The sequence below is a fragment of the Flavobacterium sp. SM2513 genome, from assembly GCF_050908145.1.
In the GTDB taxonomy this organism is placed as follows: domain Bacteria; phylum Bacteroidota; class Bacteroidia; order Flavobacteriales; family Flavobacteriaceae; genus Flavobacterium.
The window spans coordinates 3,198,771-3,219,153 of the sequence record NZ_CP194228.1; the positions used below are offsets into that span (position 1 = coordinate 3,198,771).

At 33.5% G+C, this 20,383-nt stretch carries 18 protein-coding genes; 7 read left to right on the forward strand and 11 right to left on the reverse strand.

Features of this window, described 5'->3' with window-relative positions; all coding sequences use genetic code 11:
- The first annotated feature begins 120 nt into the window (after positions 1-120).
- Positions 121-1,017, forward strand: a complete 897-nt coding sequence (locus ACQ5J2_RS13660) for an SIMPL domain-containing protein (protein ID WP_432671013.1) — start codon at positions 121-123, stop codon at positions 1,015-1,017.
- Between the two features lie 781 nt (positions 1,018-1,798).
- Positions 1,799-2,101, forward strand: a complete 303-nt coding sequence (locus tag ACQ5J2_RS13665) for a YbjQ family protein (RefSeq protein WP_432671014.1) — start codon at positions 1,799-1,801, stop codon at positions 2,099-2,101.
- A 76-nt stretch (positions 2,102-2,177) separates the two neighbouring features.
- On the opposite strand, the gene ACQ5J2_RS13670 is transcribed toward ACQ5J2_RS13665, so the two are convergent.
- From ACQ5J2_RS13670 to ACQ5J2_RS13695, 6 genes are all read right to left on the reverse strand, one after another.
- Positions 2,178-2,363: a YgaP family membrane protein gene (locus ACQ5J2_RS13670; protein ID WP_432671015.1), complete on the reverse strand. Its 186-nt coding sequence runs from the start codon at positions 2,361-2,363 to the stop codon at positions 2,178-2,180.
- A gap of 10 nt (positions 2,364-2,373) precedes the next feature.
- Positions 2,374-2,679 (reverse strand): hypothetical protein, encoded by a 306-nt coding sequence (locus ACQ5J2_RS13675; protein WP_432671016.1) that lies wholly within the window; start codon positions 2,677-2,679, stop codon positions 2,374-2,376.
- A gap of 27 nt (positions 2,680-2,706) precedes the next feature.
- Positions 2,707-5,964: an efflux RND transporter permease subunit gene (locus ACQ5J2_RS13680; RefSeq protein ID WP_432671017.1), complete on the reverse strand. Its 3,258-nt coding sequence runs from the start codon at positions 5,962-5,964 to the stop codon at positions 2,707-2,709.
- A 79-nt stretch (positions 5,965-6,043) separates the two neighbouring features.
- Positions 6,044-7,126 carry an efflux RND transporter periplasmic adaptor subunit gene (locus ACQ5J2_RS13685; RefSeq protein ID WP_432671018.1) on the reverse strand — a complete coding sequence of 361 codons (1,083 nt, stop codon included), beginning with the start codon at positions 7,124-7,126 and terminating at the stop codon, positions 6,044-6,046.
- 115 nt (positions 7,127-7,241) lie between these two features.
- Positions 7,242-8,555, reverse strand: a complete 1,314-nt coding sequence (locus ACQ5J2_RS13690) for a TolC family protein (RefSeq protein ID WP_432671019.1) — start codon at positions 8,553-8,555, stop codon at positions 7,242-7,244.
- A gap of 335 nt (positions 8,556-8,890) precedes the next feature.
- The gene (locus ACQ5J2_RS13695) at positions 8,891-9,517 is read right to left on the reverse strand and encodes a Crp/Fnr family transcriptional regulator (protein ID WP_432671020.1); all 627 of its coding nucleotides are present in this window, start codon (positions 9,515-9,517) and stop codon (positions 8,891-8,893) included.
- Positions 9,518-9,724: 207 nt separating this feature from the next.
- Between ACQ5J2_RS13695 and ACQ5J2_RS13700 the strand changes: the two genes are divergently transcribed.
- The 5 genes from ACQ5J2_RS13700 to ACQ5J2_RS13720 all read left to right on the forward strand — a co-directional run bounded on the left by ACQ5J2_RS13700 (position 9,725) and on the right by ACQ5J2_RS13720 (position 13,443).
- Positions 9,725-10,633, forward strand: coding sequence for a mechanosensitive ion channel family protein (locus ACQ5J2_RS13700; RefSeq protein WP_432671021.1), 909 nt, complete (start codon positions 9,725-9,727; stop codon positions 10,631-10,633).
- A 132-nt stretch (positions 10,634-10,765) separates the two neighbouring features.
- Positions 10,766-11,308, forward strand: a complete 543-nt coding sequence (locus tag ACQ5J2_RS13705) for an RNA polymerase sigma factor (RefSeq protein WP_432671022.1) — start codon at positions 10,766-10,768, stop codon at positions 11,306-11,308.
- 30 nt (positions 11,309-11,338) lie between these two features.
- Positions 11,339-11,752 (forward strand): hypothetical protein, encoded by a 414-nt coding sequence (locus ACQ5J2_RS13710; RefSeq protein WP_432671023.1) that lies wholly within the window; start codon positions 11,339-11,341, stop codon positions 11,750-11,752.
- Position 11,753: 1 nt separating this feature from the next.
- Positions 11,754-12,191, forward strand: coding sequence for a sensor of ECF-type sigma factor (locus ACQ5J2_RS13715; RefSeq protein WP_432671024.1), 438 nt, complete (start codon positions 11,754-11,756; stop codon positions 12,189-12,191).
- Between the two features lie 58 nt (positions 12,192-12,249).
- Complete coding sequence (locus ACQ5J2_RS13720) at positions 12,250-13,443, forward strand: LETM1-related biofilm-associated protein (protein ID WP_432671025.1); 1,194 nt, start codon at positions 12,250-12,252, stop codon at positions 13,441-13,443.
- A gap of 51 nt (positions 13,444-13,494) precedes the next feature.
- On the opposite strand, the gene can is transcribed toward ACQ5J2_RS13720, so the two are convergent.
- The 5 genes from can to gyrA all read right to left on the reverse strand — a co-directional run bounded on the left by can (position 13,495) and on the right by gyrA (position 20,372).
- Entirely contained in the window at positions 13,495-14,130 is a 636-nt protein-coding gene (can, locus tag ACQ5J2_RS13725) for a carbonate dehydratase (protein WP_432671026.1), read from the reverse strand.
- A gap of 47 nt (positions 14,131-14,177) precedes the next feature.
- A complete protein-coding gene (locus ACQ5J2_RS13730) occupies positions 14,178-15,851 on the reverse strand; it encodes a SulP family inorganic anion transporter (protein ID WP_432671027.1) in 1,674 nt (557 codons plus the stop codon).
- 88 nt (positions 15,852-15,939) lie between these two features.
- Entirely contained in the window at positions 15,940-16,218 is a 279-nt protein-coding gene (locus ACQ5J2_RS13735; protein ID WP_432671028.1) for a hypothetical protein, read from the reverse strand.
- Positions 16,219-16,423: 205 nt separating this feature from the next.
- Positions 16,424-17,758 carry a tetratricopeptide repeat protein gene (locus tag ACQ5J2_RS13740; RefSeq protein WP_432671029.1) on the reverse strand — a complete coding sequence of 445 codons (1,335 nt, stop codon included), beginning with the start codon at positions 17,756-17,758 and terminating at the stop codon, positions 16,424-16,426.
- A gap of 31 nt (positions 17,759-17,789) precedes the next feature.
- The gene (gene gyrA / locus ACQ5J2_RS13745; RefSeq protein ID WP_432671030.1) at positions 17,790-20,372 is read right to left on the reverse strand and encodes a DNA gyrase subunit A; all 2,583 of its coding nucleotides are present in this window, start codon (positions 20,370-20,372) and stop codon (positions 17,790-17,792) included.
- Positions 20,373-20,383: the final 11 nt, after the last annotated feature.

Genomic DNA, 20,383 nt, shown 5'->3' on the forward strand with positions numbered 1-20,383 from the left:
ACTGTAAATCTACTGTAAAAGTAGAGAAAAAACGTTACAGTCAATTGAAAGTTGTTTTACCAAGCTCTTTTCTGGGTGGAATGGTACCATTGCAGCAGTAACAACATAAAATTAAAAAACATGAAAACAATTTCAACAAAAATCGCATTCCTTTTACTGCTTACCTTCTCTTTATCTAATGCTCAAATAAGCGGTAATCAAGTGTACGGTACAGGAAATTCCAACCGAAACAGTACAGCCACTGGCGTGCGTTCGGTTTCAGTCAACAACAGTTCCTTATCCGTCAGTGTTTCAATCCTAATGAATACCAAAGCCGATGGATTTGTAATTACATTCGGTTTAAACGAAGAAGCCGAAACAGTAAAAGAGTGTAATTCTAAAATTAACAAACGAATTGATGGATTTATAGCACGATTAAAATCCTTAAGTATTAAAAAAGAAGAGTTGTATGTCGATTTTATCGCTCAAACTAAAGTATACGATTTCGAAGTAAACGGAACAACGAGTAAGCAATTCGAAAAAGGTTTTGAGATTAAAAAAAACGTAATCATCACGACCCATAAAGTGTCAAATTTAGAAAAAGTAATCACTATGGCTTCCGAATTTGAAATCCACGACATCATTAAAGTCGAATATTACAATGAAAACTCCAATGAAGTGCACGCCACCTTATTTGATGCAGCCTTAGAAATGGCAGAAGTTAAAAAAGAAAAATACCTAAAATCATTTAGAAAAAGAAGCATCGGAACCCCAGATGCCACCGAAACTTTTGAAGTATATCATCCAAAAAACCAGTACAAAACCTATCAAGCCTACGAAAGTTCAGAAGTAGAAACCTACTCCAACAACAGAAACACCAATTACATGAAAAAAGTAGCCCGAAAAAATAAGAGCTTCTACTACGATGGCGTTTCCAGTGGGGGTTATGATAAAGTAATCAATTCTAATCAAACTGAAGTGGGAATTCAATATACCTTAACCCTCACGGTCTCCTATAAAATTGATACCTCAATTTAGTCTTATCAAATTAAGTATTCCCTCTAATCGTGCCATAACCTTAAAGTTTTAAATTTCAAACGAATATAAATATAAAAACACTCTTTTCTAACTGTTTTTCTAAAATAATACGAGAACCAGTTCCAACTTTATTTCTCCTCCAAACCACCTTCCCTATCAAAGTCATCCACACTGTTTTTATATAACTAGACTAGCATATATTTAATAACCTGTTTAATTATTTTAAGACGGGGCAAATCCACCTCAACTGTAGCCTTAAAGTAGGCTAAATACGGGTATAAAGTAGGCTTTAAGTAGAGATGTGCCGTATATGTGCCGTATATGTGCCGTATGTGTGCCGTATGTGTCTCGTAGATGTAACGTAAAAGGAGTAGAATTTATTACTGCAATAAGAAGGCTATGCTGCAATAAAAAGAGCTAACACTATTGAAAACATAAGCTGATTACCAATACAGTAGCGCAATAAAAAGAAATGAACTCGTACTTCAAATATAAAACATTTTACAGAAAAAGGCCAAGCTTTTTTTACTAATTTATAAATTAAAAACAGCCCTATCCTATCCTTCCCATAGCAGAATTTCAATGGAAAACAACTTTTTAAACAACCTCAATATTCCCCACAAATAAACAACCATGGTAAGTTAGGCTTTAGTTTCAGTTCAAATACACAGCTAACAAATCAATCTCCACCAACCCACTTTTTCAAAAAACCTTTCAATCACCCATTTGTAACAAAAAGGATAAGCTACACACTAATCAGTAAACCATAAAACTATCAAACATGATTCTAACAACTACCAACTCCGTTGAAGATTACAAAATTTTAGCCTATCGAGGCATCGTTTCTGGAATTGCTGTAAACAGCCAAAAGATGACCATGACTTTTAATATGGAAAAATACTATGAAGGCATTAGTGAAAGTGTCTCTGAAATTAAGGCAAAAGCCTTTGAGAAGTTAACAGAAAATGCAGATAAACTGAATGCCAACGCGGTGGTAGGAATCACCGTTGATGTGGAAGTGGCATCAAGTGGCTATATCGCAGTAAACATAACTGGAACTGCAGTCAATATTGTGAAAAGGTAATTTATTACAGTCTTTTTTATTTATAAAAAAAATGCCGTTTCTATCATGAAACGGCATTTTTTTAGATGGAATTGGTTTAGTCTTTTACACCTAATTTTCTCAAGATATCTCCAAGAAGACACCAATTGGTAAAGGTGGATTGCAATAAGTTTGCACCCACAAATAAGGTAAACCAATAAAAGTTTGGATTTACGTACATTCCTAATAGAACACTTATAATTATAAATATTCCTGCGATTCTTGTTACTAATTTACTTACCATTTTTCTTTTTTTAATTTGATTTTTCTATGGCCAAAACAGCCACGTGAATGTGTGAAAGCGTTTCTTGTTTTGCATTAAATTCGTCTATTGTTTCAAACAACAGGGCTACATTTTCTTTTTTTACAAATGCGTAAAATAATATAGATTCTGATTTATTCATTTCGCTTGAAAACCAATTGGACTCGATAGCATCGATGGTGCTGTCTCTATACCCAATAACATTCTGATACGAAAACGTATTGACTTTTGCGTTTTTTAGTTGATGTTTGATTTCTTTTTCAAACTCCTTTATTGCTGTGATGATTAGTAGTTTCATGATTCTTAATATTAGATTTTTTAAAATTTAATCAACATTGTTTTTTTGCGTAGCTAAATCCACTTCGGTTTTAGCTCCCCCTTCGGGGGTTAGGGGGCTTTCCCATTTTTTACGTTCTACGATGTAGTAAATTAAAGGCACCACAATCAAAGTTAGAATCGTAGAAACAATCGCTCCAAACACTAGTGAAATCGCTAATCCTTGGAAAATCGGGTCGAAAAGTATGATTACAGCTCCAATAACTACCGCACCTGTTGTTAGTAAAATTGGTGTCGTTCTTACTGCTCCAGCTTCAATAATTGCTTGTTTTAAAGGAACACCATCATTTAATCGTATTTCTATAAAGTCAATCAGCAAGACGGAGTTCCTGACCATAACACCTGCTAAAGCAATCATTCCGATAAAAGATGTTGCTGTGAAATAAGCTCCTAATAACCAGTGTCCAAATACAATTCCAATCAATGAAAGTGGAATGGCAATCATCATGACCAAAGGCGTTTTAAAGTTTTGAAACCATCCCACAATCAACATGTAAATGATTACAATTACGACTCCAAAAGCAACTCCCAAATCACGGAACACTTCTAAAGTAATTTGCCATTCTCCATCCCATTTCACCGTAAAATTACTTTCATCTGTGGGTTGTTCCATGTACAATTCATTTACCTTATACCCTTTTGGCAATTTCATTTTTTGCAGTTCTTCATTCATACCTAAAATAGCATAAACAGGACTTTCTAAATCTCCAGCCATATCCGCTGTTACATAAACCACTCGTTTTTGGTCTTTTCTATAAATGGTTTTTTGCAAAGTACCTTCAACTACTTTAACCATATCAGAAACGGGAACCATATTACCTCTACTTCCTTTGATTTTTAAGTTTTGAATATCTTGCAAAGAAGATTTGTCTTTGTCAGCCAATGAGAGAACAATGCCAATACTGTTATTTGAATTTTCGTCGTACAAATTGGAAACGGGATATTCTTTTAATAAATAAGTCAGGTTTCCTACGATTTGTTGAGGAGCAATTCCGTTAAGCATTGCCTTTTCTTTATCCACTTCTAATGTATATTCCACTTGGTTGTCTTCAACCATCCAGTCGATATCTACAATATCCGTTGTTTTTTCAAGGATGGTTTTCACTTGATTGGCTACTTCAATTTGTCCTTCATAGTTGGGTCCATAAATTTCAGCAACTAAAGTCGATAAAACCGGTGGTCCAGGTGGAACTTCAATGATTTTGACATTGGCTCCATATCTTTTAGCAATTTTTTGTACTTCTGGACGTACAATTTTAGCAATATCATGACTTTGTAAATCACGGTCTGCTTTGTGTAATAGATTGACTTGAATATCAGCCATATTACTTCCTCCACGTAAATCATAATGACGTACTAATCCGTTAAAAGTGATTGGTGCAGAAGTTCCAATATAATTTTGATAATCTACTACTTCTGGAATAGTCGTCAGATATTGCGCAATTTCCTGTGTAACGGCAGCGGTTCTTTCTAAAGTAGTTCCTTCAGGCATATCCACAACCACTTGAAATTCATTTTTATTATCAAAAGGAAGCATTTTTACCAATACTGATTTAGTAAAAAACATCGTAACAGAACCAAATAATAAAAGCACTGTAACTCCTAGCATTATTCTACGTTTTGTAGAATTCTCTAAAAAAGGTCGCTCTAATTTATTGTACATTCTATAAATCCAAGTGGTTTCTAAACCTTGCTCTTCTTTTTCTTTTTGTTCGTCTTTTTCATGTAATAAATGATACCCTAAATAAGGTGTTACAGTTAAGGCAACAAATAATGAAAGTAACATCGCAATTGAAGCACCAATTGGCATTGGACTCATGTAAGGCCCCATCATTCCCGACACAAATGCCATTGGAAGAATTGCCGCAATTACAGTAAAAGTGGCTAAAATAGTTGGATTTCCTACTTCATTTATCGCAAAAATAGCTGCTTGTTTGAAAGGCAGTCGCTTCATCTTGAAATGGCGGTGCATATTTTCAGCTATGATAATACTATCGTCCACTACAATTCCGACGACGAAAACCAATGCAAAAAGTGTAATTCTATTCAAAGTATAGCCTAACATATAATAAGCAAACAATGTCAATGCAAAAGTTAGGGGTACAGAAAAGAACACGACAAGTCCACCACGCCAACCCATAGCCAACATTACTAAAAATGTAACGGCAATAATTGCAATTCCAAGGTGCATTAATAACTCGCCTACTTTGTGTGAAGCTGTTTCACCATAATTTCGAGAAACTTCAACGTGTACATCATTTGTAATTAAGTTTTTCTTTAGCGTTTCTACTTTAGCAAGAATCTTGTCTGAAATTTTCATCGCATCAGCACCTTTTACTTTCCCAATTGAAATAGTAACCGCTGGATATTCTGATTTGTTATTCGTGTACTTTTCATTCGCTTTTCCATATCCAAAAGATACGTAACTACTTGGAGTTGCAGGTCCGTCTTGGATTTTTGCTACTTGTTTTAAATAAACAGGCATGTTGGCATTTACACCAATTACCAAATTCTCCACATCTTCTGAACTTTTTAAAAATTCACCTGTTGTAATTAAGTATTCCGTATCATTTGAAACGAAATTTCCCGATTGAGAACTTCCGTTATTGGCTTGAATCATTTTCATAATTTCAAGCGCGTCTACTCCGTTTTCAGCCATTTTATCTTTGTCTAAAACCACTTTAAGCTGACGCGTTCTTCCACCAATTTCTTTGGTAATGGCAACGTCTTTTACTTTTTCAATTTCAGAAGTCACTTCTTCCGCAATTTGACGGATTTCAAAATCATTCAACGTTTCGCTCCAAAGTGTTAATCCCAACATCGGAACATCATCAATAGAACGTGTTTTTACCATTGGTTTATAAACGCCTTTCGGGAACATATTTTCGTTTTTCATCAACTCATCGTATAATTTCACATACGAACGTTCTGAATCTTCACCAACGTAAAACTGAACTATTATCATCGCTTGACCATTCATAGCCATACTATGCAAATGCTCCACTCCTTTGATGTTTGACAATACTTTTTCAAGTGGTTTAATCACTCGGCTTTCCACTTCTGCCGGACTCGCTCCTGGATAACCAATCATGACATCGGCCATAGGAACATTAATTTGTGGTTCTTCTTCACGAGGAATTAAGAACGAACTATAGATTCCAATTATCATCAAACCAATCATCAATAAGATGGTTAATTTAGAATTGATGAAAAAATGGGCTATCTTACCTGCTATACCTTCTTGCATTTTCTTTAAGTTTAAAAGTTTAGGAGTTTAAAAGTTTAAAAGGCATTGCTTAAAACTGAAAACTGCGACTGAACTCTGATTACTGAACACTAACTTTTACTCCGTTATATAATTTTCCTTCAGCTGAAACAATGTATTTTTCATCAGCTGATAATCCTGAAAGTACTTCCACTTGATTTCCAAATGTTTTTCCGGTTCTAATCCACCGTAGAATAGCTACATCATTAGTTACAGTATAGATTCCCGTTAATTGTCCTTTTGTAACTAATGCCGTTTCTGGTACCAAAACTTTATCTGATTGTGTAGATGCATTTTCTGATTTAGCCTTTTCAATAGGAAATTGAACATTGACAAACATTCCTGAAAGAATAGTTGCATCTGTGTTTTCCAAATTGATTTTTACTAAATATTGTCCTCCTGTATTAGCAGCTGAACCACTAATTTCACTCACTTTTCCTTTGATTTGCTGGTTTGATGATTTTACTAAAACGTTTACTGACATTCCGCTTTTTATGGATGTGATATCACCCTCAGAAACCATTGCCATCACTTGCATTAAACCGTTTCCTTCCATACTTACTAAAGGCATTCCTGGATTTGCCATATCCCCTTCTTTTACGAAAGTATTGGTAACTTCTCCAGCAAATGGTGCGGTAATACTTGAGTATGAAAATTGAGCCATTACTTCGTTACGCATTTGTTTGGCTCCTTCTAATCCCGCTTTTGCCATTTCAAAACGAGAAGTCATGTCGTCTAATTCTTTTTGAGAAGCACTTTGTTGTGAAAACAAAACTTTAAAACGCTCATAATCTTTTTTTGCATTAGTAAATCCAGCTGTAGCTTGTAAAATGGAAGCATCCACTTGTGCTTTTTTGGCTTGTAAATCCGTGTTATTGATGCTTACCAATACCTGACCAGCAGTAACTTTTTGTCCCATTTTCACATGAAGTTTAGTTACATAACCCATCATTCGTGTACTTAAATTGGCACTTTTTAGGGATTCAATTTTTCCACTTGCGGTTACAAACGGACTGTTGTCGTTTTCGGTGGTTCCGCTTACTTTTACTGCAATTGCAGTTTCAGGTGCGATTTCGTTTCTCTTTTCGTCACCACATGAGATTAGTAAAAGAGTTGAAAGGATTAATGTTGTTATTTTTTTCATTTTGATAATTTTTATTTTTGGAACACAGATTTGAGAAATTAGAGAAATTTTAAAAAATTTTTATGCGGATTCTATATTGTAATGGATTTTTGAAATTGCCATTGAAATTAACTTCTTACTTACTTAAAAACGACACGTAGTCTTTTGTGAAATTATACTCAAATATGGCTTGTTTGTACTCCAATTCTTTCTGAATCATTTGCGTTTCAGAAATCAAAACGTCGGATGTTTTTTCTAAACCTTGTTGAAACCTGTTTTGTCTAATTCGATAAGCCTCAGTAGTTTGTTCTACATTTAATTGAGCGAGTTTTACTTTCTCTTGAGCGTCTAATAACTGACGGCTGTATTTATTTAACTCTAATTCGCTTTTAGCTTTGTACTGCAATTCTTCCGTTTTTGCTTTTTCGTACGTCACTTTCGCTTGTTGCAATTTTCCGATGGATTTGTATCCGTCAAATAAGTTCCAAGACAATTGAGCTCCGATTACATAACCTCCAGCACTTGTGCCAAAAAGGGTATCGTCGTATAATTCGTAAGTTCCAAATGCATTCAATCGCGGTAAGAAATTCATTTTGGAGGAATTCACCATTTGTTTATACGATTCGGTTGCCAAACTCATGGCTTGAAAATCTTTACGATTAGAGAGGCTGATTTTATCTTCTTTAGCTAAAGTAGATTCTAATTCAAAGGCGTCTAATGGTTTGTAGATGGCATCTTTGTCTTCGCTATTCAACAAGAAACTAAGGTAATCCGAACTGTTTCGTACTGCTGATTTGGCAGCTTGCAGTTGGTTTTTAATTTCATTAATTCGAATTGCAACAGATAAAACATCTGTTTTTTGTACCAACCCTTGCTTGTTATAATTCTGAACCATTCTACCGTTTTCAGTCGCAGTAAAAAGTGCTTTTTCCATAACAGCTACCATTTGATAGGCCAATTGCAGTTCCATATAACTCTTTTTCGCATCCAAAAGAATCGCTTCTTGGGTGCGTTCTGACTGCAATTTGAAAGATTCTGCCTTGATTCTAGCCGCTTTTCGTTGTGCAAAACCATCAAAATTCAATATCGGTTGTAATACTTCTATTTTTGTGGCATAATTCTGAATCGCACTTGGGTCGTTCAGCAAACTTGGATTAAAATCATATTGCGTCAAAATTTCCTGATTCAATTTCGAGCCAAAAGCCATCAAAGGATTAGTGGTTGAAATTGCCGTGTGAGAAACGGTTACATTCGGTAAGAACACCGCTGCCGACTGCCTTAATTCAGCTTGCGAAATTTTAAAATTCTGTTGGGAAATTTTAATTTGTAAATTGCCTTCCGCTACTTTTTTAAGTATTGTTTCTTTGGATATTCCAATGGTGTCTTGTGCTTTTACTTGCGAAAAACCAAGAAAGGTCAAAAGACATAAAGTCAGATATTTTGCATTCATAAACTTATACGTTTAATTAGTAATGCAAAAATCCGATTAAAGATTCGCGTGTACAGTTACATTAGTTACACAAGGAAAAAAAGGGTGCTTAAGGGTTAAACCTTAATGGCAAATTGTAGCAACTTTATTCCATTTTGGTTTTTTTTAAATAAAATAATCGCGCAAAGTTGCAGAAACGCAAAGCGAAGTGTAATAATATTATCTTTAACTAATTCTTAAAATAGCGACAAGCATAGATTGATTTCATATGATGTATCACTTTTATCAATTTATCTTGCTTAGAGACTTAGCGTCTTTGCGAGATAAACTATTCCTATGCGAGAGCTATTTAAATTTTATTTCAACAACTGTATTTTATTACGTCCCAAAATAAGTTCGCCGCTTTCTTCCAACTGTTTCAAAAGTCTTGAAACTACTACTCTAGCTGTACCTAACTCATTGGCCAGTTGTTCGTGAGTAATTGATAGCGTTTTTGAATGGGTCATTTCTACCTTTTTTTGGAGTAAATTCAGTAAACGTTCGTCTACTTTCTTGAAGGCAATTGCATTGACAATATCTAGTAATTCTTCAAATCGTTTGTGGTACAATCTGAAAATATAATCCAACCATTGGGGATAATCTTTGATAAAAAGCGAAACTTTCTCCATAGGAAGGAATAAAATTTCGGCATCTTCCTCCACTTCTGCTTTTACTTTACTGGTTTCATTGTGCATCCCGCCCAAAAAAGACATGATGCAACTTTCACCGGCTTTAATGTAGTACAGTAAAATTTCGCGTCCGTCGTCTTCCATTCTAAAAACTTTCATGACTCCTTTTGTAACAATCGGAATAGAACGAATATGTGAATTTTCATTTAAAATTACGCTTCCAGCCTTGTAGTTTTTTTGAATTCCAAATTCATATAGTTTGGCAATCAGTTCAGGAGACGTTTTAAATTCAGAAATTTCTTGTAGTGGATTCATTTAGCAAATATAAGGTTAGTTTTGTATTACTTTACAATATAAATGGAAGCTAAAACAATTCTTTATTAAAATTATTTGCTCTGTAGCACATTAAAACCCACCGTCAAATTATTAAAAAAAAGTGTGAAAGATTACAATTAACTGCTGAAAATGCATTAAATTGTAACAATTATAACTTTTCTCATTTTAAATAAAAATATATTTTTCATGGACATCGCTACTATTACTGAGCTAATTACAACAAAATTAATGGATTGGGCCGAAGCATTAATCAAACTTTTACCCAACATCATTGTAAGTGCTGTAGTTTTGGTTATTGGTTTTTATATTGCAAAATTCGTTCGGAAAATTGCAAAAAATTTGATTTCAAAGGTATCTCCTAACCATACACTCAATAACCTGTTCAGTTCCATTGTTTATGCTGTCATGATTGGAATTGTTTTATTTACGGTACTTAGTATTTTAAATTTAGATAAAGCTGTTACTTCCATTCTTGCTGGAGCCGGTATCTTAGGTTTAGGACTTGCATTTGCCTTTCAAGATATTGCAGCCAATTTTATTTCAGGAATTTTCATATCATTCAGAAAACCCATTCGAATTGGCGATATTGTCCAAATTAAAGATTATATGGGAAAAGTAAAGGGAATTAATTTACGCGATACCGAAATTGAAACTTTTCAAGGTAAGATTGTAATCATTCCTAATAAAGATGTTTTCCAAAATCCAATCGAAAATTATACATTGATTAATAAGCGGCGTTTTGACTTGACCGTTGGCGTTTCTTATGGCGATGATTTAGATAAAGTTCAGCAAATTACTTTGAATGCTGTAAAAGATATTGAAATGCTTTCAAAGACGGATGAAGTAAGCGTATTCTTTACCGAATTTGGCGACAGCTCCATTAATCTTTCCATCCGAATGTGGATTAATACTACTGAACAGTCCACGTTTAACTTAGTAGGGAGCGAAGCCATTAAACGAATTAAGAAAGCCTATGATGCGAATGACATTATGATTCCCTTTCCTATTCGAACATTGGATTTTGGAATTAAAGGTGGCGTTTCGCTCTCCGAAATACCTCTTCAAATGGGTTCAGAACCTATTTCTGAAAATTAGAAAGGACTTTTAATTTGCTGCTAAATTTGAAATACACAAAATAAATTCGCTATTCAAAAGTAAAAGTTTTTAATTTGAACCTTTCAATTAAACCTTTTACGCTAAACTTAGTCCAATATTTAAATTAAAAATTTGCAGGACGAGAAGGAATTTATCGACCAATTATTGCATCCTAAAACGCAAAACGCAGCTTTTGAGAAACTTATTAAAGATTTTCAAAGACCTTTGTATGCACATATACGTTCAATTGTTTTAAATCACGAGGACACAAATGATGTTTTGCAAAACGTATTTATTAAAGTCTTTCGTAATTTGAAAAATTTTAAAAGAGAAAGCAAACTGTTTTCTTGGGTCTATCGAATTGCAACGAATGAATCCATCACATTCATTAATCAAAAGGCAAAGAAAAACAATATTTCATCACAAGAATATGCTCAAAAAGAAATTGATAATTTAAAGGCAGATGCTTATTTTGATGGTGATGCCGTACAGCTAAAATTACAGAAAGCAATTGCTCTTTTACCTGAAAAACAACAATTGGTTTTTAAAATGAAATACTTTCAAGAATTAAAATACGAAGAAATATCAGCCGTTTTAGGTACGACTGTCGGAGGTTTAAAAGCTTCTTATTTTCATGCCGTAAGAAAAATTGAAGATTACATGAATGCAGATTAAACTATTTGCTTTTAAAAAAGTCAAAATATTATGAATAAATTTAATTTAGAACAACATCCTAAAATAACAAGTGGGTTTACGACTCCAGAAAATTATTTTGATACATTATCAAATACAGTTTTGGAGAAAACAAAGCAACAGCCAAAGCAAGAAACTCGGGTTTTGAGTTTGAATCGGGTAATTTATATTGCAGCGGCAATTTTGGTTTTGGCTTTAAGTGTTCCCTTCTTTCAAAGTAATTCAAATGTTACGTTAGAGCAAATTGACACCAACTCGATTGAAAATTATTTATCGTATCAAACTAATATCTCTCAATATGAATTGATTAATTCGATTGAATTGGAAGACTTAGACGCTATGAATATTAACTTAGCACTTGAAGATGAATCGGTTGAAGCTATTTTAACAATGAACCCCAATTTTGAAAATTATATAACTGAGTAATATGAAAACTAGACAATTAATTACCTTACTTTTTTTGATGTGTTCGATTACCTTTTATAGTCAGGAATCGAAAAAAGAGAAAATTAAAGCATTGAAAATCGCCTACATCACTAAAGATTTAAATCTTTCAAGTAATGAAGCCGAAAAATTTTGGCCCGTTTATAATTCTTACGATGAGAAGCAATTTGAATTAAGGATGATAAAAATGCGCAAAATTAGAGAAGAGTTGAAAAGTAAACCAATTGATGCATTTTCGGATAGTGAAGCGAATGTACTTTTAAGTCAAATTGATAATCTAGAAGACGAAACTTATCAGAATAGGAAAAAATTAATTATTGATTTAAGGAAAATAATTAGCCCTGTGAAAATATTGAAACTTAAACAATCAGAGGATGACTTTAATAAAACGTTATTAAAACAGTATCGTAAAAGAAATTAGTGTATTGAGTTGAATTGTTTCATTTTAATTTTTTACTTTTGGTTGCAAAGAATATGAAATGATTAATGCATCGGCGAGTGGCTGGATTGATAAATTTTTTATTGAACAAGGCACGTCTACAGTACCTTTAATTAACTATCCCGAGGATTTTTATAAACGTACTCGAGAGACTGGTTTTGTTTATGGCCATATTGTTTCGTTCGATACTCGTGAACCTATTGATACTAAAGGTTGGATTAGTGAGGAAATTTCAAAAGTGGCATTGCTTACTACTCTGTATACGACTTTTGAAATGATTACCCAAGAAGTCGGTTCCAAAAAATTTGTAGCTACTGCATTGATTTTTTATCAAAAGATTCATCCCGAAAGTTTTAATCTTTTAAAGAAAATATTACCTAGCGATACTGTAAGCCAAAAGCTTGAAAAAATTATTAATGAAAGGGTAAAAACCAACGAAAACATCATTAGTAAGAACTTTTCTCATATTGTAACCAATGCGTTATTATTTGAGGATGTTTTGGCATTTATGCATTATTTAATGCATGATGAAGTACCTCAGAATTATTTAAAAAAGCTAGAAGAAGCAATAGTTAGTGTAGTTTCTTTAGCACTTCAGACCAAGTCGAATCCGACCAAATACGATGATTTACTGATTAAGCTCTTTGAAGCTTCCGTAAGATTTACAAAATTTTCGAAGGTGAATGTTCGAAATTTAGAAACCTTAGAGCTCAATTATTTTTCTACTATTTTAGAACGTTACTATTTAATTGATATGGCTTGTTTGGCAATGTGGAGTGATGAAAAAATAGAACAAACTGAAGCGTCGTTTTTATACCAACTCGCAAATTTGTTGAAGGTTACTCCTGACTTCGTAACCGAAAGTATCAAAAGTACCGATTTTTTTATCGAAAAAAATAAAAATGAAATCCCGTACTTTAATTACTCCAATCCTGTAAAACATTTTTACGACCAAGCCACACAAACCGTAGTAGTTTTGATTACCCGAAATAAAAATAGACTAGCTAAAGAACTTTCCCAAAGTGGTGAATTGATGGTTTTATTAGCCCATTCAACTAGAAGAGATTTAGATGAAAAGGAAAAGAAAAAAGTAAAAAAACAGTTGTTAGACATTTGCAAAACTATACCTTCCTTAACGATATTTTTATTGCCAGGGGGAAGTTTGCTTTTGCCTATCTTAATCAAATTCATTCCCAAACTTTTACCTTCCGCATTTAATGAAAATTTGGAATAAAAAAAACCACTCGAAAGTGGTTTTTTATTAAATTGATAATGTTAGTTTTTATTAGAACTCTAATTGATAGACTGCATCTAAATCTTTATTGCTTGACATATTTACTAATAAGTCCTTGACAATTCCTGAATTTAATCCATATACCCAACCGTGTAAACTCAATTCACTTCCGTTTTTCCAAGCTCCTTGAACAATTGAAGTTTTGGCCAAATCAAAAACTTGTTCTTTCACGTTTAATTCAACAAAAGCATCGAAACGTTGTTCGTTATCAACTATTGAATCTAAATAGCTATGATGCAAACGGTATACGTTTTTAATGTGTCGGATCCAGTTATCAATAATTCCAATAGAATCGTTCCCCATAGCTGCTTTTACACCGCCACAGCCGTAATGACCACAAACAATTACATGTTTTACCTTTAAAACATTTACAGCATAATCCAGTACACTTAACATATTCATGTCAGAATGCACGACCATATTAGCAATATTACGGTGAACAAAAACTTCTCCCGGTTGTGCTCCAATCACTTCATTTGCTGGAACTCTACTGTCTGAACAACCAATCCATAATAAGGGTGGCTTCTGCCCTTTTGACAATTTTTCAAAATACTCTGGGTCTTCATTAATTTTAGTTGCTACCCAATTCTTATTTCCTTCGATTATTTTTTTATAAAAATCACTCATTATTTTACTTTATTTTAAAACCTACTTAAGGAATTATTTATATTTAATTAGTTTGTCTTTTTTTTTCCTAATACGGCAATACACTGGTTGTAATCTTGTCTTGCCTGTTTTCTAATTCTTTCTTCCTCAAAATTTTCGAAGAAAACATGATTATTTTCGTCATTGATATCGTCCAGTTCGTAAGCTTTCTTGAAACCTTTAAGTTTCACTTTTATATTTTCTTCAGATGCTCTAACTGTTGCAAAATCTTGAATCAAATCTAATACATCATGTGCTATATAGACCGTGTCTTCGGCATTAATAACAACTCTGGAATTTTCTGGTATCGAAATTAAAGTGGATTTAATGGCCGCTTTATTTAAAAAAGATACTTCTTGAGCTAAGTCAATTCGAATAACATCTCCTTCTTCAAATTTATCTTTTCTAAACCTATAAGCCCTTTGCATATTACCTCTAATGATGAAAATAACACTAATCACAATTCCAAGAGCCACACCTTTCAATAAATCCATAAATACTACACCTAAAAGAGTTGCAATAAATGGAATGAATTGATATTTTCCTTTTTGCCAAAAGTGCACAATTGTAGATGGTTTAGCAAGTTTGTATCCAACAAGAAATAAAACAGCAGCTAATGTAGCAAAAGGTATTTTATTTAATAAAAATGGAATTGCTAAAACACTTACTAAAAGGAAAACTCCATGAATAATAGCCGACATTTTAGATTTTGCACCGGCACTATTATTTGTAGATGTCCTTACCACAACTGAAGTAAGCGGCAAACCACCAATTAGAGAACTTAAAATATTTCCGATACCTTGTGCTTTTAATTCAACATTAGTATCAGTCAAACGTTTTTGTTCATCCATTCGGTCGGCAGCTTCTATACAAAGCAGTGTTTCAATTGAAGCGACAACTGCTATAGTTGCACCTACAATCCATACTTTGTAATCTAAGAAAGCGTTAAAATCTGGAAGTAAAATAATATTTCTAAAATCCTCAACGGTCTCAGGAACAGGTAAAGATACCAAATGTTCTGAAGTAATTGCTAGGGAACTTCCTGACCTGATTAAAAATTCATTAATCAAAATCCCCACAATAACGGCAACTAGAGCACCCGGAACTAATTTAAGCTTTTTCAAGAAAGGCACTTTGTCCCACATTAACAATATTGTTAGTGAAATTACTGTGACAATAACTGCCCCTAAATTTATGTAATCTAACGCACCAATAATTGTAGAAAATGTATTTCCTCCACCTTGTTGCACAAAGGATTGATCACCTTCAAAATCGGCGTCATAACCGATCGCGTGTGGAATTTGCTTTAAAATAATTATCACACCTATACCTGCTAGCATTCCTTCAATTACATTTGTTGGAAAATAATTAGATATACTACCCGCTTTTAAAAATCCAAGAATTAATTGTATTAATCCGGCGATTAAACCCGCTGCAAGGAAAATGTTGAATGCTCCTAAATCAGTGATTGCCGTTAATACAATTGCAGTAAGTCCTGCTGCTGGACCTGAAACACTTAAATGAGATTTACTAAAAAAACCTACGACGATTCCTCCAACAACACCTGCAATAATTCCCGAAAGAGGTGGTGCACCAGAAGCTAAAGCGATACCTAAACACAATGGCAACGCCACTAAAAAAACCACTAAACCAGCAGGTATATCTGATTTAAGGTTAGCAAAAAGATTGATTTTTTTTGTCATTTCCTAAAAAAATAATTATATAAATAGTTACTCTATGTTTATTAAAACAAAGATTATTTTGTCAATTAGATTGACCTATAAAATATAATTATACGTTGGGCGGTGGAGAAAATATAGCCGGAGTAATGGTATCGTGTTTCAATTGATTCTCTGAAATAATCAATGATGAAGATAAGCTCGCTAATTTAAAAGAATTTTCTTTATTCACTTGTATTTTAAAATCCTTAACTGCCTTATGAGAAAGTTCTTCTTCTACCATATTATAAAAGTAAGAAGTATCGCATGATTTATTAATTACACTTACAATTGTAGGTGTAGCTAAAAAAGATACGAAAAGAATTAATAGTAAGTAGCTGGCAGTTTTCATTTCAACAAAAGTAACAGTTCAAAATTAAAAGACTAATAAAAAAATAAATTTTTAGAAAAAAATTAACAATGATGTGCCTACAAAACACATAGTACTTTGAAATTTGATTTCTTTTAAAGAACAATAGCTGCACAGTTATTAGTCCAAAAAAAAACCATTTCTTTTCAGAAATGGTTTTAAAATAATGGATTTTGCAAAGGAAAATTTACTTGCTTAATTCGGCGTCAAGTGCTTTCGATTTTTCTTTCATTTCTAAAGCTTTGTATACCGTTAAGAGCACTTCTTTAGCAACCCTGTTTTTACCATCAAGATTTACCGTTTTTTCTAAAAGTATAACTACATCGTGTAATGTTTCATCACGTTTAGTTTTAAGTATATCGTATTTCTTATTGTCAGCTGCTGAAGTACCTAATTTATTCATTTGATCTAAAAGTCCCTGAGCATCATCAATTCGAACTGCTGATAAGTTGAAATAAGCATTTGCCATATTAGGATTAAGTTCAATTGCTCTTAAATAATACGTTTCAGCATTTCTATTATCTTTATTTTGACCACTAACAACGCCTAAATTATAAACTAAGTCTGCATTGGTTGGGTCTTTTTCTAAAACCTCACTAATTAAAGCGGCATACGTTTTCATGTCGTTTGTCTTCAAATAAATATCAGCTTGCGACATTATTAATGAAGTATCGTCAGGATTTACTTTCCGAGCTTCCAAAATAGCACTTTTTGCTTCTTCAGTTTTTCCTTCACTAATTAGAATTAATGCGATATTTTTATAAATCTCACCACGCTTTGAAGCCTCTTTTTCTGTAGTTGGTGTTATATGCGTTCCTATTTTTACAGCTTTATCACGGCCTTCTTTATTAGTGAAATACTCGACGTTGTCATTTGCTTTGCTGACTGCTAAGTAATTTGTTTTTTCGCCAGAATAATCTATGTTTTTCAACAACATATAATATTCCAATGCTGTTTTGTAATCATTCCCACTTATAGCATAATTTGCAGCATAGTACAACTTTTCTTTATCCGTCAAATCCAATTGGTAAATCGCGTACAATATTGCAGAAGCATCACTAAAACGCTTTTGATCACCTAGACTAATAGCATACGACAATAAAGTAGGTTTGTAAGCTATGCTTAATTCTTGGATTTTTTCTGAAAGAACATCCTTACCTGATTTCTTTTCATAAACTAACACTGAATTAGCACTATTAGAAAAATCAGCTATTTTTGCTGGTGTGAAAAATTTGAGAGCGTTTTTTGAGTCTGCCTGATTCTCAGGTTTACTCATCGCTTCTGTCATTTCTATAAAAGGAACACTCGCTTTATAGAAATTTAAATAAACCGTATCTTCTTCATTAGTAGAAGATACTAAAGGAGCTGCAGTTGCTACACCCGCTTTAAAATTTAGTACGTCTTTCTGACTTAATTTTTCTTTTTCGTAGATTTTCTTTAATGTTTTAAACTCATTTTTTTGTGCAAAAGCGCCTATTGAAATTAAAAGAGCAGTTGCTAGGATACTATATTTTCTTTTCATCACTTTAAATATAAATTATTAGTTGAATTAATTATTCTTCAGTTTCTGAAGTATTTTCATCCATATTTTCATCGTTATTTTCATCGTTATTTTCAGAATCTAAATTTGCTTCATCTGTTTCTTCACCTTCAATTATTATTTCTTCTTCGTCGTCCTTCATTACTTTAGTTACTGCAGCAATCGAATCGTTTCCTTTGATGTTGATTAATTTAACACCTTGTGTGGCACGACCCATAACTCGTAAATCTTCAACCGCCATTCTGATTGTTAATCCAGACTTGTTGATAATCATTAAATCATCAGTATCTGTAACGGCGTTGATAGAAATTAAAGCACCCGTTTTTTCAGTAATATTTAGCGTTTTCACACCTTTACCACCTCTGTTTGTGATTCTGTAAACATCTTCACCGTCGTCTTCCACCAATTTGGTACGTTTTCCGTATCCTTTTTCAGTTACTACCAATAGTTGTGTATCGCTTACATTGTCTTTATTTACAGAAACCATACCAATTACTTCATCCTTTTCGTCTTGAAGGGTAATTCCTCGAACGCCTGAGGCCGTTCTTCCCATTGGTCGGGTTTTTCCTTCTTCAAAACGAACTAATTTTCCAGATTTAACAGCAACTAATATTTGACTTTCACCATCAGTTAACTTAGCCTCTAATAATTCGTCGTCTTCGCGAATAGTAATTGCAGCAACTCCATTTATTCTTGGACGTGAATATTGTTCCAATGAAGTCTTTTTCACTTGACCTTTTTTGGTAACCATAATTACATAATGACTATTGATGTAATCCAAATCTTTCAAATCTTGAGTACAAATGAAAGCTTTTACTTTATCATCGCTTTCAATATTAATCAAGTTTTGAATCGCACGACCTTTACTAGTTTTACTTCCTTCTGGAATTTCGTAAACCCGCATCCAGAAACATTTTCCTTTTTGCGTAAAGAACATCATGTATTGGTGATTAGTAGCTACAAACATATGCTCTAAGAAATCTTGGTCTCTTGTTCCAGCACTTTTTTGTCCTACTCCACCTCTATTTTGCGTTTTGTATTCGTTTAAGTTGGTACGTTTTATATATCCTGCATGAGAAATGGTTATAATTACCTTCTCATCAGCAATTAAATCTTCGATACTTACATCTCCACCGGCATATTCAATCGTAGAACGACGTTCATCACCATATTTATCCCGAATTTCAATTAGCTCTTCCTTAATCAAGTCCGTTCTTAAATTAATATCTGCCAATAAACCTTTCAAATAGTCTATAGTTTTCATTAATTCTTCGTATTCTAATCTTAATTTGTCTTGTTCAAGACCTGTTAATTGACGCAAACGCATTTCTACAATTGCTCTTGCTTGAATATCGGAAAGTTTGAACCTCTCAATTAATTTATCACGAGCTTCTTCCGTATTTTTCGACGAACGAATTAAAGCAATTACTTCATCAATATTATCTGAAGCAATAATTAAACCTTCTAAAATATGGGCTCTTTCTTCCGCTTTACGTAACTCAAATTGTGTCCTACGAACCACTACATCGTGACGGTGCTCGATGAAATAATGAATCATGTCTTTTACATTCAACATTTGTGGACGCCCTTTTACAAGTGCGATATTGTTGACACTAAAAGAAGATTGTAATTGTGTGTATTTATATAAGGTATTTAAAACCACATTTGGCGTTGCATCCCGTTTCAAAATATAAACGATTCGCATTCCATTTCGATCAGATTCATCGCGAATATTGGCAATTCCTTCAATTTTTTTCTCGTTAACTAAGTCAGCAGTACGTTTAATCATGTCTGCTTTATTCACTTGGTATGGAATTTCAGTAACGATGATGCATTCACGTCCGTCTACTTCTTCAAAACCAACTTTTGCACGCATAACAATACGTCCTCGACCTGTTTTGAATGCTTCACGAACGCCATCATAACCATAAATTACGCCACCAGTTGGAAAATCGGGCGCTTTGATGTAGTTCATCAACTCATCAATTTCGATATCATTGTTATCTAAATACGCTAAAGTCCCATCAATAACCTCTGTAAGGTTATGTGGAGGCATATTTGTAGCCATACCTACTGCAATCCCAGTTGCTCCATTAATTAATAAGGTAGGAACGCGAGTTGGCATTACTTTTGGCTCATACAATGTATCATCAAAGTTCAATTGAAAATCTACCGTCTCTTTTTCGATATCAGCCATAATTTCTTCCGAAATTTTTCGCATTCTAGCTTCGGTATATCGCATTGCAGCGGGACTATCGCCATCTACAGACCCAAAGTTACCTTGACCATCTACCAATAAATATCTTAAACTCCACTCTTGGGCCATACGAACCATTGCATCATAGACGGACGTATCTCCATGTGGGTGATACTTACCTAATACTTCTCCTACAATTCTTGCAGATTTTTTATGAGCAGATTTTGAAGTTACTCCTAAATCATACATTCCATAAAGTACTCTTCGATGTACTGGTTTCAAGCCATCTCTAACATCTGGAAGAGCTCGTGAGACAATAACTGACATCGAATAATCGATGTAAGCTGATTTCATTTCATCTTCTATGTTTATTGGAATTAACTTTTCTCCGTCAGCCATATTCTATATTT

Coding starts and splice junctions, on each gene's coding strand:
- ACQ5J2_RS13665 (WP_432671014.1), top strand. CDS start 1,799: ATGATTCTAACAACTACCAACTCCGTTGAAGATTACAAAATTTTAGCC.
- ACQ5J2_RS13735 (WP_432671028.1), bottom strand. CDS start 16,218: ATGAAAACTGCCAGCTACTTACTATTAATTCTTTTCGTATCTTTTTTA.
- ACQ5J2_RS13720 (WP_432671025.1), top strand. CDS start 12,250: ATGATTAATGCATCGGCGAGTGGCTGGATTGATAAATTTTTTATTGAA.
- gyrA (WP_432671030.1), bottom strand. CDS start 20,372: ATGGCTGACGGAGAAAAGTTAATTCCAATAAACATAGAAGATGAAATG.
- ACQ5J2_RS13700 (WP_432671021.1), top strand. CDS start 9,725: ATGGACATCGCTACTATTACTGAGCTAATTACAACAAAATTAATGGAT.
- ACQ5J2_RS13695 (WP_432671020.1), bottom strand. CDS start 9,517: ATGAATCCACTACAAGAAATTTCTGAATTTAAAACGTCTCCTGAACTG.
- ACQ5J2_RS13715 (WP_432671024.1), top strand. CDS start 11,754: ATGAAAACTAGACAATTAATTACCTTACTTTTTTTGATGTGTTCGATT.
- ACQ5J2_RS13740 (WP_432671029.1), bottom strand. CDS start 17,758: ATGAAAAGAAAATATAGTATCCTAGCAACTGCTCTTTTAATTTCAATA.
- ACQ5J2_RS13690 (WP_432671019.1), bottom strand. CDS start 8,555: ATGAATGCAAAATATCTGACTTTATGTCTTTTGACCTTTCTTGGTTTT.
- can (WP_432671026.1), bottom strand. CDS start 14,130: ATGAGTGATTTTTATAAAAAAATAATCGAAGGAAATAAGAATTGGGTA.
- ACQ5J2_RS13730 (WP_432671027.1), bottom strand. CDS start 15,851: ATGACAAAAAAAATCAATCTTTTTGCTAACCTTAAATCAGATATACCT.
- ACQ5J2_RS13670 (WP_432671015.1), bottom strand. CDS start 2,363: ATGGTAAGTAAATTAGTAACAAGAATCGCAGGAATATTTATAATTATA.
- ACQ5J2_RS13660 (WP_432671013.1), top strand. CDS start 121: ATGAAAACAATTTCAACAAAAATCGCATTCCTTTTACTGCTTACCTTC.
- ACQ5J2_RS13680 (WP_432671017.1), bottom strand. CDS start 5,964: ATGCAAGAAGGTATAGCAGGTAAGATAGCCCATTTTTTCATCAATTCT.
- ACQ5J2_RS13675 (WP_432671016.1), bottom strand. CDS start 2,679: ATGAAACTACTAATCATCACAGCAATAAAGGAGTTTGAAAAAGAAATC.
- ACQ5J2_RS13685 (WP_432671018.1), bottom strand. CDS start 7,126: ATGAAAAAAATAACAACATTAATCCTTTCAACTCTTTTACTAATCTCA.
- ACQ5J2_RS13710 (WP_432671023.1), top strand. CDS start 11,339: ATGAATAAATTTAATTTAGAACAACATCCTAAAATAACAAGTGGGTTT.